We start from the raw sequence: 16704 nt of genomic DNA, 5'->3' as shown, positions 1-16704 counted from the left end.
AGGAGTCAATATCATGATCAGATTGTGTGAATATCTAGATAAAGATGTAATCTATCAGATTATCAATGATGCCGCTCAAGCATACGAAGGGGTTATTCCTTATGATATGTATCATGAACCGTACAAGACAATGGAAGAGTTAAATCATGAAATGAATGAAGGAGTTATGTTTTGGGGGCTAGAGGAAAACAATGAATTACTTGGAGTCATGGGAATACAAGATAAAGGGGAAGTATCCTTAATCAGACATGCTTATGTTAAAACGAATCAACGTAAAGGTGGTATAGGGACCAAGCTTCTGAATCATTTAATTAATTTAACAGATAAACCTATACTAATCGGGACCTGGGAATCTGCTGAATGGGCTATTAATTTTTATCTAAAGAATGGATTTAAGTTAATTTCACAAGAAGAGAAGGGGGAATTACTACATAGATTTTGGAATGTATCTGAAAGACAAATCGAGACATCCGTAGTTCTATGTGATAGTAAATGGAAATCTAATGAATAGAATTCTACCTCGTATTAATTGAACTAAATAATAAGGTAATAGAGTATAAGATCACTCGTTAGCAAGTTTGAAGGAAAAGGAGGTAGTCCAAATTGCACTTAGGAATGCCAACTTTAATAGAATTCAAAACACTTGAACAGAATATTAATCTGTGTAAAGAATTAGGTCTTGATTTCATTGAACTAAATATGAATCTTCCGATATGTTTACCCGAGAATTTAAGCCATCAGGAAATAAGGCATATGAAGAAAGAATATGGCATTGAATTTACTGTTCATTTACCAGAAGAAATTGATTTATCATCGTTTCATCCTTCAATAAGGCTGGGACATTTACAGAGATGTAAAGAAACAATTGAATGGGCTAGTAGGGCAGGGATACAAACGCTGAATATGCATTTAAATAATGGCATTTACTTTACGCTGCCCCATGAGAGAATGTGGATTAATAAACAATACGAAACTGAATTTAATAAATTACTATATGAGTCATATTCTCAACTCTATCAGCTTGCTAATTCTTTAGATGTTGTTTTATCGATTGAAAATACATGCAATTTTCATATTCCATTCATCAGAAGGGCTCTCGAGATGTTAGCGAAGTTCGAAAATTTTCACCTTACATGGGATGTAGGACACGATGCTAAAGTTAACTTTAAGGAAGAGGTTGTATTCCGCGAATTTACTGATCGAATTAAGCATATGCATCTCCATGATTGCAATGATAAATCAGACCATCAACCCCTATATAACGGTAATGTCCCGATTAATGATCGACTTCTTTTTGCCGAAAATTATGGCTTGTCCGTTGTGATTGAAGTGAAAACAAGTACATCTTTAAGAGAATCCGTAGAACAATTAAAGAAAAATTATAAGTGATGAGGTTTCCTGAAACCAACCCACAAGTACATCGTATAACATCTAAAATGGCTTAATTTACGTTGACAATGTCCTTATGGAATAATAAATAGGAGGTAAGAATTTAATGAACGCACATGAAATTGATTATCGTATTTTAGGAAATGAAATGCAATATGTGGAAATTGAGTTGGATCCGGGAGAAAGTGTCGTAGCTGAAGCCGGTAGTATGATGATGATGGATCAAAACATCCAAATGGAGACTGTCTTTGGAGACGGCAGCAGTGATAATAAAGGATTCATGGGCAAACTGCTAGGAGCTGGTAAACGATTACTAACGGGTGAAAGCTTGTTCATGACGGTTTTTACGAATCACAGCTCACACGGGAAAGAACAGGTTAATTTTGCTGCGCCTTATCCTGGGAAAATCATAGCGATGGATTTGCAAGATCTAGGTGGTAAATTGGTTTGTCAAAAAGATTCCTTCTTATGTGCAGCGAAAGGTGTTTCGGTAGGTATTGCTTTTCAGCGTAAGCTAGGGGCTGGTTTCTTTGGCGGTGAGGGCTTTATCATGCAGAAGATTGAAGGCGATGGATTGGCCTTTGTTCATGCGGGTGGCTCCATATGTGAACGTGTACTTCGTCCAGGAGAAGTAATTCGCGTGGATACGGGTTGTCTCGTGGCTATGACACAAGAGGTTGATTACGACATTGAGATGGTCAAAGGCGTTAAAACAGCGTTATTTGGCGGTGAAGGCTTATTCTTCGCTACGTTACGCGGACCTGGGCGCGTCTGGATTCAATCTCTTCCTTTCAGCAGGCTGGCTGACCGTATGGCTTCAGCATCAAGAGCGGGAGGAAGGAAAGAAGAGGGAAGCATCTTAGGCGGTCTTGGTAATTTGCTTGATGGAGACGGAAAATAAGGATTGCACACATAACGTATAACAAAAAAGAAAGCCCGGAAGCGAATTGTACATTCGCACCGGGCTTTTCCTATGTTCTTACTTGGCTCCACCTTCTGCAAGGATGGTTTCCCAGATTGCGCCTTTGCCATAAAGCTCTTTGTTCACTTTATCCCAACCGCCGAGGTATTCAATGTTGAATAAGCCGGCAGGCGTTGTATAGTTTTTCTCATATTCCTTAGCAACCTCAGGAAGAACGGAACGGAAGCCTTTTTCTGCGAATACTTTTTGTGCTTCAGGTGTATATAAGAAGTCTAGGAAGGCTTGCGCTACTTCACGATTACCATGTTTGTCAACGTATTTATCAATAAGGGCAACTGGATTCTCAATGGATGTTGTGTATTGTGGAATGATTTCAACATACTTTTTACCGGATTGAATACGAGCCAGAAGCTCATTTTCATAAGTAACGATCGCATCACCAACACCTTTATCAAAGGTAGTAAGGGAATCGGCTCCACTTTTATCCAATACTTTAATGTTTTTGTATACTTTACTCACGAGATCTTTTGCTGCAGCAGGGTCTTTTTTACCTGCAGCCTCGGAAGCTTTCAAGCCTGCGCCGTAGATGGCATTAATATCCCATTTGGCTCCGCCGGAAGTGCTCGGATTAGGAATCAGAACTTCAACACCCGGCTTCGTCAAATCAGCCCAGTCTTTAATTCCTTTAGGATTACCTTCACGAACACCAATTGCAGCAATTGAAGCTGTGATATTACCTTTGTAAGGATTGTTTTTCCAGTCGTGCGTAATTAACCCCTTCTCAGCGATCTTTTGAATATCCCCTTCCAAAGACAGTGGAGCGATGTCAGCTTCAAAACCTTGGATAATGGCAGTAGCTTGAGCACCAGAAGCCACATAAGATTCTTGGAATTCAACAGTTTGACCTGTTTTCTTTTTCCAATGATCTTTAAATTTCGGAATAATGAGATCGAAGGATTCTTTGACGACCGAGTAAGCTCCGAGTGTAATCGTCACTTTTTCAGCCTTTGGCGAAGCGCTTGCCGCGGTTGTTGCAGCAGCTGTTGATGCCGCAGGTGTACTTGCAGATTTCGTGCCAGTACCACAAGCTGTAAGTGCGATACTTGCAGTGAATAGTGTTGCTGTGATTAAGCCAAGCGTTTTGAAATTTTTCATGGTTTACAACTCCCCTTCTAAATGTATACACAATTTTTATATAAAAACAGGCAGCGGATCTTGTTTGGCCTGATTCTCAATCAACTTATTGTCCGTTTTCGTAAATACGGATATGTGATGGATGAGGATATTTACCTCATCTCCAGGTTGGTAAATCTTTTCCTTCACGGACTGGTATGCAAATAGCTTGATAGCTCCTGTATCAATCTCCAAATACCAGGAGTCCCCACGGAAATGAGCATGTGTGACTTTGCCTTTTTCCCCGGCTGTAGCGAGATGAGACACGTCATGGGGGCGAACTTCAATCGATTCTGGTCGAATCAATACGTTCACATCAGGAAGCCATTTGCCATCATTCTGCAATTCTTCTAAGTAAGGAAACCCGATTAGTGGGGTATATTGCGAAATGATATTGGATTCTCCTATGAACGAGGCCACAAAAGAGGACGCAGGCTTCGTGTATATCTCCCAAGGACTTCCTTGCTGCTCAATTTTACCGCCTTGAACAAGAATGATTTCGTCCGCAACCTCGATGGCTTCATCCTGATCATGTGTGACAAATAGGGTTGTAACTTTAAATTCATCGATGAGGTTTCTTAGCCAGACACGCAGCTCTTTACGAATTTTAGCATCAATGGCTGCAAAAGGTTCATCAAGCAAGAGCAGTTGAGGCTCAGGAGCTAATGCTCTTGCGAAAGCAACCCGTTGGCGTTGACCGCCAGAGAGTTGATGAGGGTACTTGCGCTCACTACCGGCAAGCCCCATCAAACCTAGAAGGTAAGTAACACGGTCTTGAATGAAATCCTTTGGCTTTTTCAGAACCTTTAAGCCATAGGCCACATTTTCAAAAACGGTCATATGCTTGAAGAGGGCATAGCTTTGAAACACGAAGCCAATTCCTCTTTCTTGTACCGGAAGATGAGTCGCCAGTTTCCCGTCGAAGTAAATATCGCCAGAGGTGGGACTTTCTAATCCCGACAACATTCGAAGAATGGACGTTTTACCGCCTCCGCTTGGCCCGATTAAACCTACCAGATGACCTCTCGTAATGCTGAAATTAACGTCCTTGATGGCATGAAACTGCCCGAAATGTTTATTTAGGTTTTTGACTTCGATATGCATGCTGGGGCTCCTCCTTAATGGCTTCTCAATTTTTCACTTCTTCTTTTCAACCACTCAAGTGCTAATAAAATAGAAATCGATACGAGTCCTAAGACGAGAGCAACGCTGTTCGCTGCCACGAGGTGGAATTGTTCGGCATCTTGATAAACAAGGGTTGTAGCTGTTTGCGTTTGATTAATGATATTGCCAGACACGACTAGGATTGATCCAAACTCACCAAGTGATCTTGCGATCGTTAAGATGAGACCGTATAGCACGCCCCAGCGAATACCTGGCCATGTGATTTGAATGAATGTACGCCAGGGGCCAGCCCCTAAAGTAGCAGAAGCTTCTTCCGACTGTGTACCAATCTCTTCAAGTAAAGGCACCACTTCACGCACCATCAGAGGGAACGTGATGAACATCGTTGCTAAGACCATGCCGGGTACAGCATAGACAATTTTCATATTATGATCTTCCATGAAGGTGCCAAATGCCGTGTTTGGACCAAAGATCAAAATAACCATTAAACCAACAATGATTGGAGATACAGCAAATGGTAGATCAATAAGTGCATTGATGACAGGTTTCAACCAGCGAGAGATCCAAGAACCTCTGACAATTTCTAAGGAAACGTAAATGCCGACTATGGCATTAAGAATGGTTACAATCACTACGATAATTAAAGAAATTTTCATGGCATGCAGGGCTTCAGGTCGTACGAGAGCGTCGAAAAAAGCTTGCGGGCCTTCTTCAAAAGCACCAAAGGTAATACCAAGAAAAGGTAACATTATAAGTAAGAAAATAACGGAAAACGAAATACTGATCAATACTTTTCTCATGCTATGCGCCCCTTTCCGCGTGTTAGTACATTGATAATCCAAAGAATAAGGACGGACAATGTAAGGAGCACGAGAGAGATAGCTGCTGCGCCTTCGGGATTAAAGTTCTGTGTTTCACCATATATATAGACCGATGCCACCATCGTTTTACCAGGCAAATTGCCTGATATAAGGGAGATGGCTCCAAATTCGGCAAGTGATCGAGAAAAGGCGAGCATACTGCCGGCTATGATACCTGGGAAGATGGCTGGGAAAACGATTCTACAGAAGGTGTAAAATCTACCCGCACCAAGTGTAAAGCTAGCTTGTTCTTCTGCTGGATCGATTTGTTCAAGTAAGGGTTGAACAGTTCGGATAACAAAAGGAAAGGTAACAAACACCAGGCCAATCACGATAGCAGTTTGATTATAAAGCAGCTTAATTCCCAAATGGTCGAGCCAGACACCTAGTGGACTTGAAGGTCCTAATAGAGTAAGAAACATTAAACCAGCTACGGATGTCGGAAGCGAGAAGGGAAGATCTACCATGCTGTTTAAAATGCTTTTGCCGCGGAAGGTATATCGGACAAGGACATAAGCAATGATGGTACCAACAATCGCTTGAATAATAGTTGAGACAATGCTGAGCTTAATAGTTAGCAAAATGGACTTCCAGGCTAATGGACCTGTAACCTCTTTCCAAAATGGTTCCCATCCTAAGGAAAATCCTTTCAAATAGATGGAACCTATTGGGATGACAAGAAGTACTAACAAATAGCCGATAAGCACAGATCGAACCGTAGCTTTAAATACTTTATTTCGCACATTACACCACCTAATTTCATTAATCATAGCCGTTTACTCGGAATAATAAACTGACTATACCAACGGATGGTCTTATTTGTCAATACACCTAACCTTATTTTTATGCAAGAAAGATGAAATATTTTTCTAATAAGTAATTCACAAGGAAATTGCATGATTTACATGAGTAAAATAAGGTTTTAGCATTTGGTTTTCGGATGTTAAAAGGCAAGCTTATTAATGAAAGAATATTTCAGAAGGAATAATCGTTATCTGAAAATAACTATTCTTAGTGGAATAGTTATTTTTATGTAGAAAAAATCGTTGACGCAGCCTAAAGCTGGTGATAGTATAGTAAACATATTAAATCCAAGTAAACAGGTGTGAATTATAAATTAAATAAAAGAGTCGACCAGATGACTGGAGACTCCCATTCTTGCTTAGCATTTTGAGGCATGAATCGGGAGTCTTTTCCGTTTTCTAACGCCACTTTACTTGAGGAGAAGAAAGAGGGATTCACATGCTAGCTAATCGCACTTCACCATTAACGGAATCTAAGTTTTGGCAGCCTTGGGTCATACCGATCCTCATTTTGCTTCTCTGGCAAGTTCTTGGACTATCCGGTTGGTTATCTGAGCGCATTCTGCCAACGCCTTGGGAGGTTTTAACTGCGTTATACGGTGTAATTAAAGATGGAACTATTTTCGAATACGTAGCCGTGAGCACGAAGCGGGCTTTTCTGGGGTTCCTGATCGGCGGGAGCATTGCATTCGTCATTGGTTTGCTAAATGGGGTATTCCCAATAGCCGAACGATACATTGATTCTTCTGTCCAAATGGTTCGAACGATTCCCCACCTAGCGATGATTCCTCTCGTTATTATGTGGTTTGGTATCGGTGAGACATCAAAGCTGTTCCTCGTTTCATTGGGAGTTGCTTTCCCTATATACCTCAATACGTTTCATGGGATTCGATCCGTCGATCCAGGTTTAGTAGAAATGGGTAAAGTGTATGGCCTCAAAGGATTCGCATTATTTGCGAAAGTGATCTTACCAGGGGCATTAGCGAACATTTTACTTGGCATCCGATTTTCGTTAGGCATCATGTGGCTCAGTTTAATTGTAGCCGAAACGATTGCTGCGGATTCCGGAATTGGTTATATGGCTACACATGCCAGAGAGTTTATGCAAATGGATGTTGTAGTGTTATGTGTGATTTTGTACGCCTTATTGGGGAAATTATCTGATTTAATTGCCAAGTATTTTGAAAATCGGTGGCTGAAGTGGCATCACAACTACTTGAATAAAGCCTAGAGAAGGGGGAATAGTCATGAGCATGAAAAGCGGAGGCACTCAGCTGCACATTCGGAATGTAAACAAAGCATTTGGTCAAACACATGTGTTATCTGGGATTGATTTATCGATTAAACAGGGAGAGTTTGTAGCGATAGTGGGTCGCAGTGGATGTGGTAAAAGTACATTGCTTCGTTTAATTGCAGGACTCGATGAAGCTTCAAGCGGTGCCATCTTATTAGATGCTCAAGCGATCAATGGTATTCATGAAGATACGAGGGTACTGTTTCAGGAACATCGTTTGCTGCCATGGAAAAAGAATATCGATAATGTGCGGATCGGTGTTAAATCCGGAGACAAAGAAATCGCCTTTAAAGCACTTCAGCAAGTTGGGCTTGAACATAAACGGGATGATTGGCCTGCCGTTCTCTCCGGTGGTCAAAGGCAGCGGGTAGCCTTGGCAAGAGCGCTGGCCGGTAATCCACGTCTGCTGCTTTTAGATGAACCGTTAGGCGCTTTGGATGCTTTAACTCGGATTGAAATGCAGCGGCTTATTGAGCAGCTATGGTTAGAGAAGCAATTCACGGTCCTGTTGGTCACACATGATGTTAGTGAAGCTGTAGCTTTAGCTGATAGGGTCATCATAATCGAAGATGGGAAAATAGGGTTGGATTTAAAGATCTCACTTTCTCGACCTAGAGAGCATGATAGTGGATTTGCTTACTATGAGAAGACCATTTTGGATAGGCTTCTTGTGAAGCAATCGTATGAGCAGGTAAGAATTGCGGCCGATGCATTCTCGATTTAATGAATAGAAGAACGAAAATAAAGGAGGACATAGGAATGACTCAATTTGATTTGCAGCTTCAAGCTGATGTACTAGTTATTGGTGGGGGACCTTCTGGCGCATGGGCGGCCATCACAGCGGCGAAAGAAGGAGCGAAAGTTATTCTGGTTGATAAAGGGTATTGCGGAACGAGCGGTGCTACGGCACCATCTGGAACAGGCTTATGGTACGTGAATCCCAATGCGGATGAACGTGAAGAAGCTATGAAGAGCAGAGAGGCGCTTGGCGGTTATTTAGCTGATCGCGGTTGGATGAAGAAAGTTCTAGACCAAACGTATACCAATACGAACCAAATTGCTGCTTGGGGATATCCATTCCCGCTCGACGAAACTGGAACTTCTCATCGGAAGAGCTTGCAAGGGCCTGAATACATGAAGCTTATGCGTAAGCAAGTGCAGAAAGCAGGAGTTCGTATCCTGGACCACAGCCCGGCGCTCGAACTGCTAGCTGATGTGCATGGTGTAGCTGGGGCAACTGGGGTGAATAACCAAACGAAAGATACATGGCGTGTGGATGCGACCTCAGTCGTGATTGCAACGGGTGGTTGTGCTTTCCTTAGCAAGGCTCTGGGGACGAATGTTTTGACAGGTGATGGGTACTTGCTAGCTGCTGAAGCGGGAGCTAACTTATCAGGCATGGAATTCTCCACCGCGTATTCCTTAGCGCCAGCCTTTTCTCCGGTAACGAAGTCTGCCTTCTATACATGGGCAACATTTTACTATGAAGAATGGGAACGTGATAGAAGGTGCGGGCTCGCAAAAGGGGCGTTCAGTGATTGCTCGAACGCTGCTGACTCAGCAAGTTTTCGCCAGAATTGATAAGGCGGATGATATTGTCAAAAAAGCGATGCGTCAGGCGCAGCCTAACTTCTTTCTATCATTCGATCGTCTAGGTATTGATCCGTTCACACAAAAGTTTCCTGTCACCCTGCGGTTTGAAGGGACGGTAAGAGGCACTGGCGGTATTCATATCATTGACGAAACGTGCGCGACGGAAGTGCCTGGTCTTTATGCAGCTGGAGATGCAGCGACAAGAGAGCTGATATGCGGTGGATTTACAGGCGGCGGAAGTCACAACGCAGCTTGGGCTATGTCCTCAGGGTATTTCTCAGGTGAGGCTTCGGCTAAATATGCACTGAAACTGGGTGCAGGAGCTTCAAATAGGAAGGCCAAAGGATTGTCCGAGGCAACAGGTGTACCCAAACAAGCAACGACAAGATCTGATGCTCCTGATACGCAAGAAATTATCAAAGCCGTTCAAGCCGAAGTATTCCCGTATGACCGTAATTGGTTCCGCACAGGTGAAGGCTTGCAAGATTCGCTGGGGCGCTTGAATCATCTCTGGGATGAGCTGAAGCAGGGCATTCAAGCTAGTGATGGAAATGTTGTTCGAGTCCGTGAAGCGGCAGCTATGACGGCAACAGCTAGATGGATGTACACCAGTGGTTTGGAACGCACGGAAACACGTGGTATGCATCGCCGAGAGGATTTCCCTCGAGTTGATCAAGACCAGCAATATCGCATCCTTAGTGGTGGTTTGGATACGACATGGGCAAAGCCCTTGATTGAACCGTCCTTTTCAAGCGTCAAAAAGGAGGCTGTTGTGTAATGATTGAACTACTCAGTAAGGATCGCTGCATTAGCTGCAATCAGTGTGTATCCGTATGCCCAACGAATGTGTTCGAATCCGTAGCGGGAGATATTCCGATCATCGCCAGACAATCGGACTGCCAAAGCTGCTTCATGTGCGAGCTATACTGCCCAACGGATGCTCTTTATGTTTCTCCAGTAGCGGAGCAAACGATAGCTGTCGACGAAGGGGAGTTAGTTCAAGAAGGTTTATTAGGAAGTTATAAAGAGAACATAGGCTGGGGGAAAGGCAGAGAATCAACAGCCTCCTCAGATGGTTCATATATCATTTTCCAACGTATGCGGGCATCGCATTAATTCGTTCATTATCTATTCCACATTACGATCAGGGGGTCCAAAGACATATGACACAGAGATCACTGAAATTACTTAGTATAGCTCTTATTTTAACTTTATTTACAGTATTCTTAGCGGCTTGCGGTGCAAAATCGACGAAAACAACGGCTCCAGCAACGATAACAGCAGCATCAGAAGCAAAAATTACACTGCCTGAAACACTTCGTATCGGTTTTATTTCGGCGAATAATAATAAAACTATTACAGGACCGGAAGGCTGGGCGCAATCCAAAGGTTACTTGGAAAGCGAACTCAAGAAATACGGCGTTAAGGAGTTCAAATATTTTAACTTCCCGAATGGTCCTAACTTGAACGAGGCGATTACCGCGGGAACACTGGATGTTGGGATTTACGGCGATACACCTGCTATTAATGGGAAAGCAGCCGGTCTGAAGACACGTTTGATTAACCAAACGCAATTCAATATGAATGCTTGGCTGGTAGCTAAAGCAGACGGACCTAAGACGTTAGCTGATCTCAAAGGTAAAAAGGTTGCTACTTCCCAAGGCTCCTATATGAGCCGATATCTAATTAGCTTGCTTAAGGAGCAAGGGCTTGATAAAGACGTGAAGATCCTGCATTTATTACCTGCTGATGGCGAAGCTGCTCTATCCCGCGGTGACATTGCAGCCTACGCCTATCCGACTGGATTCGGTCCTTTACTTCTGAAAAAAGGATATGTTACCATTGATGAAGCGGCTAAACATCCGGATCTTCAAGGCTCGAGTCTAACGGTGGTTACGGAAGATTACTTGGCTAAGAACCCTCAATTTCCTAAGCTCTGGAACAATCTTCGGACTAGGGCCGTTAAAGAAATTCGTGAGAATAGTGAGGAGTATTTCAAGCTCTATGCCGAAGTTTCTGGCTATCCATTAGACGTTGTGAAAGCATCCTTCAAGATCGAGCAGTGGCCCGTAGAATCAAGCACACCGGATGGTTTGAAGCTAATCGAAGAAACGAAGAAATTTCTTGTGGAGCAAGGATTGGCGAAGAAAGATTTTGTTATTACGGACTGGTTAACGGAATAGGATTGACCAAGGGGGGATGAGGGTGAAGGAAGTTCCAATTTCCTATGTAAAGGCCAATCAAACGGGTATCGTTGTCTTTGTCCTACTAGCATTTGCGTTTCAATGGACTTGGCTAGTTGCTTTGCTTTGGGTGATTCAGTTGCTTGGCCTAGTAGGTGGTGGGAAATGGAATCTGTTCGTGGCGGTGTCTAAACGTTTTCTATCTCGAAGCGGTACGGAAACACAAGCCGCAGAGTTGACGAGGTTTAACAATGCTTTGGCTGTTTTATTTCTTTCCTTATCACTTGCTTCTTTTGCCATCGGCTGGAGTATGGTGGGGTATATCTTCACTGGCTTTTTACTCTTAGCTGCAGGTGCAGCCTTGCTGGGCTATTGCATCGGATGTACGATTTATTATCAGTATAAGCAGTTCATCCTCAGACGGCGAGTGAAACGCGGTTAATGAAAGGTAAATATGGAAAGACTCTCACTAGAGTAAGGTGGGAGTCTTTTCTATCCACATACTAAAGGTAAAAACGTCTCAATAGGACCAATCATAATGGCTGGAAATATGTTGAAAATAGATTGACACCTCTAGTAGGTGATGCTAATATTGGTTTATACCTAATCCGCACTAAACTTATCGGAATTATATGAAAATGCGAAAGGGAGTTAACATCATGGAGCATGCTATCACAATTCAAAGCGACGACGTCGAATTGGCCGCAACGTTACATTACCCGACAAATCAATCAGGAGCTGCGCAAGTTGATTGTCAACGTTGGCCGCTAATTATCATCTGTCACGGATTTATTGGCAGCCGGATAGGGGTGGATCGGCTATTTGTGAAAGCAGCTCGTGAGTTTAGCTCGCAAGGATACCTGGTTCTCCGTTTCGATTACGGTGGTTGTGGTGAGAGTACTGGCGACTATGGCGCTGGCGGACTGGATGTTCTGATTGAACAAACGCGAAGTGTCATTGATTATGCATCCACGATTCATTGTGTAGATCTTAGTCGTGTGATCTTGGTGGGTCATAGTTTAGGCGGTGCGGCTGCCGTTTTAACAGCAGCGAGAGATAATCGCATAAAAACACTCGTATTATGGTCAGCTGTCGCTCATCCACACAATGATATTGTAAGAATAGTAAGCAAGTCTGAATACGAGAAACTTCCTATTGGTGGAGCAATCGATCATCACGGCTATGTATTGACAAGTCAATTTTTTGATTCTTTATCCCAGCATCAACCGTTTGAACAACTGCGTAAATTTAACGGTGATGTCCTCGTTATTCACGGTACTGCAGACGATACGATACCAGTCGATTATGCGCCATTATACCAGAAGATGTTCTGGATGCGATCAGAGGGGCAATGCGAACTCGAGCTTGTTTATCAAGCAGATCATACTTATTCAACAACAGGTTCTGCGAAAGAACTTTTTGAGAAAACAGGGAACTGGTTAACCTTTATTCAAAAGCAGAAAAAAGATTGGAACGATTGGACAATTTAATGGAAGCGGAGGAAATAGAATGGCGAAACCACTAGAGTTAGACGATGTTTGGGTGGATAGAATTAAACAAATGTTAAACGGCTTGGAATACGGTTCCGTTCAAATCGTCGTTCATGATGGTAAAATTGCTCAAATCGATAAAACAGAAAGAAAACGATTCGATGCCTCTTCTCAACCGCAATCCCAATTGCAAGCAGTAAAATCAGTTAAACAAACGAGTAAAGGTTAGTTAAAAAGCGGTTAGCATATAAGTGGTCTACAAGCCCTCTTTCTTCGGAAAGGGGGCTGTTTTCATGAATCAGAAGCTTTATAATGATGAAGAACAGGTGTAACATTTTGGAGTGAAATGGAAAGTTAATGGAGGGATCTTATGCAGACGCAGCATTTTATATGGAAAGACTCTAACCATATTAATAACTATGTATATGAATGGCTCCCTGATGAGACCAATGAAATAAAAGCGATTGTGCAAATCGCTCATGGTATGTCCGAGACGGCTGTTAGGTACGAGAGGCTAGCTGCTTTATTAACAAGCCAAGGTTATGCTGTCTTTGCAAACGATCATTTGGGGCATGGACGAACAGCAGGAACACCTGAAGCCGTAGGTAAATTTGGCAAAGATTGCTTTCATGGCATGGTTGAAAATATGGGGCAGATCACTAGTGAGATCCGTAAAAAGTATCCAAAGCCTATTCCTTTATTTATGATGGGCCATAGTATGGGCTCGTTCTTAACGCAGCACTACATGGTATCGTACCTGACAAAGCATCCGGACCACGTTCAAGGAATTATATTGTCAGGCTCCAATGGCAAACAAGGTGCAGCTTTACAAGCAGCAATCGCTATTGCTGCAACAGAAGCAGCTATTCGTGGAGATCATCACCGGAGTAAGCTTGTTACGTCACTTTCATTTGGAGCTTTTAATAAAAGATTCGCACCGAACCGAACGCTATTTGATTGGTTGAGTAATGATGTTAGCGAAGTTGATAAGTATGTAGACGATCCTTATTGCGGCGTTACGTTTACATCGGGTTATTTCAGAGATTTCTTTAGAGGACTTAAGGAGATTCATCAAGCTAAGCATGTCAACCAAATCCGTAAAGATTTGCCTATTTACGTATTCGCAGGTGAAGATGATCCGGTTGGTGGTGGTAAAGGGGTACGCAAGCTGCTTAGCATGTACGAGGAACTTGGGCTTAAGAACGTTAGCAGCAAGCTTTATCCCCGCGGCAGACATGAAATGTTGAATGAAGTGAATAGAGCTGAAGTCATGGATGACATTGCAGCATGGCTGAATGAGCAGGCTGCATCTAGGGGTTAAAATAACGAAGTGAATAAAAGATAGAAGGCTGCAATTCCCCCTCCTGCCTGTTTGGTTGGAAGGGGGTTTCTTTGTTCAATCATAGCCTGCATTCTTCTAAATGTGCATGATTCTCCTAATTGAGTATTGACTTGTCTAACCGTAACGTTGTACTTTGTACGAATAAAGGGGATGTTGACATGAGGAAGAAGTGGAGAAATCGCCTTGTATTTGCTTATCTGCCTGTTTTCATTCTCGTTATTATTGTGCTGCTGTGGATATTTTTTGTCACTATGAGTGAATTGTCCAAGAAGCAGGCGCTGAAGGCGAACGAGATCTACGCAGAAAATACCATGCAATATATCGATTCCAAGCTGCGAACGGTCGAACAATATATCGTGCAGACATTTCTCGATGACCAATCTGTCATCGATTTTTACAGTTCATCTCCGTTATCTCAGAACCGATATCTTAACGACCGCGACGTATATAAGAAACTAATTTTGCTGCGAGACAGCTTCAGCGAGATCGATTCGGTGTATTTGTATCGCACTCGTGACCAAATGGTCTTAAGTGACACGTCGATGATGGGGCTCGATCAATTCTCCAACAGCCAATATTTGAATACGCTAATTGCCGCTCCCCCTGCTAATCGCTGGAGTATAAGTCGCCAGTATATCGACAACGCCGGAGTGATAACGCCCGTCGTATCTCTAGTCATGCGGATGCCGTTGCCGTTGGGAACGGATGGGGTTCTTGTTGCAAATATAAAATTACATACGATCGCTAAACTTGTCAACAATGTGTCCAGTTCTAAATTCAGTTATCTTCACTTACTTGATGCCAATGGCGATTATATCCTCGGTGATGACACGATCGACGGAGAAGCTAGCCTAGATCGGGAAGATTTTACCGTAATGAAATCGGACTACACAGGTTGGACGATCCGCAGCGGATTCATCGATGGCGTCTTTTTTCGCTTTCTGTCAAACCTCAATGCGTTCTGGCTTGTGATTGGTATCATCACGGTTCTCGGGGGTGCACTATGGATCGTATACGCGAGTCGGCAGAACTACAAGCCGATTCAGTCACTTCTGGAGCGGCTCTCATCCGTTCCGCTGCAGAGACCGCATATACTAGGACAAGTTAAGCACGATGAATTCAAAATTATTGACAATCTCCTTGATCATTTGCTCGAGCAATTTGGCAAGTATCGGCTAGAGAACGACGAGAATTTCAGCTACCGTCGGAGATACTTGTTCGAAGAATTACTGTCTGGGACGCAGCTTCAGCTGGAAGAGGGATGGGAAAAGGAGTTATCGCGTTTCGGATTTCAAGAGACATACGATCAATATATTGTGGCCATTCTCGAGATCGACAAGTATTCGAATTTTACCTCCACTTATAGTAATAAGGATCAATATTTGATTAAATTTATCATTGATAACGTCGTTCAAGAACTGAATCAGAATGCGGGGATCCTAATCTGTCCAGAATGGATCGAAAAACATCGGTTATGCGTAGTCTGTCAATTGCCGAATGTGACTGGAGCTGATGATCCGTTCCTAGAGATCATGCGCAAAACGGTGGATTGGATCTACAAAAATGTGGCGATTACAGTCACCTGTGGACTTGGAACGAAAGTGTCGGGCATTCATAGTGTATCTAGCTCCTATGAAGAAGCTTTAGAAGCACTCAGCTATAAGACTACCTTCGGAGTCAGCAGCGTCATTGAATTCAAGGATATCACTAATAAGTCGGGCGAAGAAATATTCCGATCTCTTCCTTATATTCGTGAACTGGTCCATTTTTACAGGATCGGCGAAGTGGAATGGGAACGCCATTATAGCGCCTTGTTTACGGAAATTCGCATACAGCTTTGTTCACGGGAACAAGTTGTTAATCTAATGAATTATTTATTGTTTCACTTCTATAAGGAAATGTCAGGGTTGTCTGTAGAATATCTGGAATGTTGGCGAGAGTATGCCATGAATCCAATTAACGAATGGATTGCGGCCTTCGACACGGTAGATGAATTGGAGAAAGAACTGCATGATATTCTGGAGGATGCCTCCCAGAGGTTGGATATCCTTCGTGAACAGCGAAGCCAGCACGATCTGATTGACCAAGTGAAAGTGTATATCGAAAACGAGTATAACAATCCAGATTTCTCGCTCGTCATGCTGAGTGAGAAATTTAAGTTGACACCGAATTATTTAAGCCGCTTATTTAAAGAAGAATTCGGTGAGAAATTCATTGATTATTTGGCTGGCCTACGAATCGAACAGGCTAAATATTTGCTGGTCACAACATCCGTTGCGATCCAGGAAATCGCAGTGAAGGTCGGGTATACACATACCTTTTCGTTTATTCGTGTATTTAAGAAACTCGTGGGCCGGACACCTGGCGATTACCGCAAGGAGTTTCAACAATTATAATCAGGAAGTATCGAAAACGATCGATTCAGGGAAAGATTAACAAAGTCCCTGAATGGGTCGTTTTTTGTTTATTGAAGGCTGATAAGCCGTTTATCCCCAATATCCAAGTGAATTGTAGATACGGAGTCTTGTGT

16 protein-coding genes and 1 pseudogene are annotated in these 16704 nt (G+C 42.9%); 13 read left to right on the top strand and 4 right to left on the bottom strand.

Annotated elements, in window-relative coordinates; genetic code table 11:
- The first annotated feature begins 13 nt into the window (after positions 1 to 13).
- From QFZ78_RS07860 to QFZ78_RS07850, 3 genes are all read left to right on the top strand, one after another.
- Positions 14 to 511 carry a GNAT family N-acetyltransferase gene (locus QFZ78_RS07860; protein ID WP_307546456.1) on the top strand — a complete coding sequence of 166 codons (498 nt, stop codon included), beginning with the start codon at positions 14 to 16 and terminating at the stop codon, positions 509 to 511.
- Positions 512 to 603: 92 nt separating this feature from the next.
- Positions 604 to 1389, top strand: coding sequence for a sugar phosphate isomerase/epimerase family protein (locus QFZ78_RS07855; RefSeq protein WP_307546455.1), 786 nt, complete (start codon positions 604 to 606; stop codon positions 1387 to 1389).
- Positions 1390 to 1495: 106 nt separating this feature from the next.
- On the top strand, positions 1496 to 2290 hold the full coding sequence (locus QFZ78_RS07850; RefSeq protein WP_307546454.1) for a TIGR00266 family protein: 795 nt from the start codon (positions 1496 to 1498) through the stop codon (positions 2288 to 2290).
- A gap of 78 nt (positions 2291 to 2368) precedes the next feature.
- Here the strand turns inward: QFZ78_RS07850 and QFZ78_RS07845 are convergent, their stop codons facing one another.
- From QFZ78_RS07845 to cysT, 4 genes are read right to left on the bottom strand one after another with little or no spacing between them, the layout of a single operon-like run.
- Positions 2369 to 3466: a sulfate ABC transporter substrate-binding protein gene (locus QFZ78_RS07845; protein ID WP_307546453.1), complete on the bottom strand. Its 1098-nt coding sequence runs from the start codon at positions 3464 to 3466 to the stop codon at positions 2369 to 2371.
- A gap of 36 nt (positions 3467 to 3502) precedes the next feature.
- A complete protein-coding gene (locus QFZ78_RS07840; protein ID WP_307546452.1) occupies positions 3503 to 4588 on the bottom strand; it encodes an ABC transporter ATP-binding protein in 1086 nt (361 codons plus the stop codon).
- Between the two features lie 14 nt (positions 4589 to 4602).
- Positions 4603 to 5409, bottom strand: coding sequence for a sulfate ABC transporter permease subunit (locus tag QFZ78_RS07835; protein WP_307546451.1), 807 nt, complete (start codon positions 5407 to 5409; stop codon positions 4603 to 4605).
- A complete protein-coding gene (gene cysT, locus QFZ78_RS07830; RefSeq protein ID WP_307546450.1) occupies positions 5406 to 6212 on the bottom strand; it encodes a sulfate ABC transporter permease subunit CysT in 807 nt (268 codons plus the stop codon). Before cysT ends, QFZ78_RS07835 begins: the two co-directional genes overlap by 4 nt.
- 499 nt (positions 6213 to 6711) lie before the next feature.
- On the opposite strand from cysT, the gene QFZ78_RS07825 reads away from it, so the two are divergent.
- The 10 genes and pseudogenes from QFZ78_RS07825 to QFZ78_RS07780 all read left to right on the top strand — a co-directional run bounded on the left by QFZ78_RS07825 (position 6712) and on the right by QFZ78_RS07780 (position 16570).
- Positions 6712 to 7503, top strand: a complete 792-nt coding sequence (locus QFZ78_RS07825) for an ABC transporter permease subunit (RefSeq protein ID WP_307546449.1) — start codon at positions 6712 to 6714, stop codon at positions 7501 to 7503.
- A gap of 16 nt (positions 7504 to 7519) precedes the next feature.
- A complete protein-coding gene (locus tag QFZ78_RS07820) occupies positions 7520 to 8290 on the top strand; it encodes an ATP-binding cassette domain-containing protein (protein WP_307546448.1) in 771 nt (256 codons plus the stop codon).
- A gap of 35 nt (positions 8291 to 8325) precedes the next feature.
- Positions 8326 to 9937, top strand: a pseudogene (locus tag QFZ78_RS07815) (FAD-dependent oxidoreductase).
- On the top strand, positions 9937 to 10275 hold the full coding sequence (locus QFZ78_RS07810; protein WP_307546447.1) for a 4Fe-4S binding protein: 339 nt from the start codon (positions 9937 to 9939) through the stop codon (positions 10273 to 10275). The pseudogene QFZ78_RS07815 and the gene QFZ78_RS07810 overlap by 1 nt, the downstream one beginning before the upstream one ends.
- Before the next feature lie 47 nt (positions 10276 to 10322).
- Positions 10323 to 11342: an ABC transporter substrate-binding protein gene (locus QFZ78_RS07805; protein WP_307546446.1), complete on the top strand. Its 1020-nt coding sequence runs from the start codon at positions 10323 to 10325 to the stop codon at positions 11340 to 11342.
- A gap of 22 nt (positions 11343 to 11364) precedes the next feature.
- Positions 11365 to 11784: a DUF4395 domain-containing protein gene (locus tag QFZ78_RS07800; protein ID WP_307546445.1), complete on the top strand. Its 420-nt coding sequence runs from the start codon at positions 11365 to 11367 to the stop codon at positions 11782 to 11784.
- A 217-nt stretch (positions 11785 to 12001) separates the two neighbouring features.
- Positions 12002 to 12832, top strand: coding sequence for an alpha/beta hydrolase family protein (locus QFZ78_RS07795; RefSeq protein WP_307546444.1), 831 nt, complete (start codon positions 12002 to 12004; stop codon positions 12830 to 12832).
- Between the two features lie 19 nt (positions 12833 to 12851).
- Entirely contained in the window at positions 12852 to 13061 is a 210-nt protein-coding gene (locus QFZ78_RS07790; RefSeq protein WP_057302418.1) for a YezD family protein, read from the top strand.
- A 141-nt stretch (positions 13062 to 13202) separates the two neighbouring features.
- Positions 13203 to 14153, top strand: coding sequence for an alpha/beta fold hydrolase (locus QFZ78_RS07785; RefSeq protein ID WP_307546443.1), 951 nt, complete (start codon positions 13203 to 13205; stop codon positions 14151 to 14153).
- A 179-nt stretch (positions 14154 to 14332) separates the two neighbouring features.
- Positions 14333 to 16570, top strand: coding sequence for a helix-turn-helix domain-containing protein (locus QFZ78_RS07780; protein WP_307546442.1), 2238 nt, complete (start codon positions 14333 to 14335; stop codon positions 16568 to 16570).
- Positions 16571 to 16704 lie beyond the last annotated feature (134 nt).

Origin of the sequence: Paenibacillus sp. V4I5 (assembly GCF_030817255.1) — a bacterium.
Lineage (GTDB): Bacteria > Bacillota > Bacilli > Paenibacillales > NBRC-103111 > Paenibacillus_E.
Note: the sequence above shows the minus strand (reverse complement) of the source record. Positions and strands in the feature narration are given on the sequence as shown.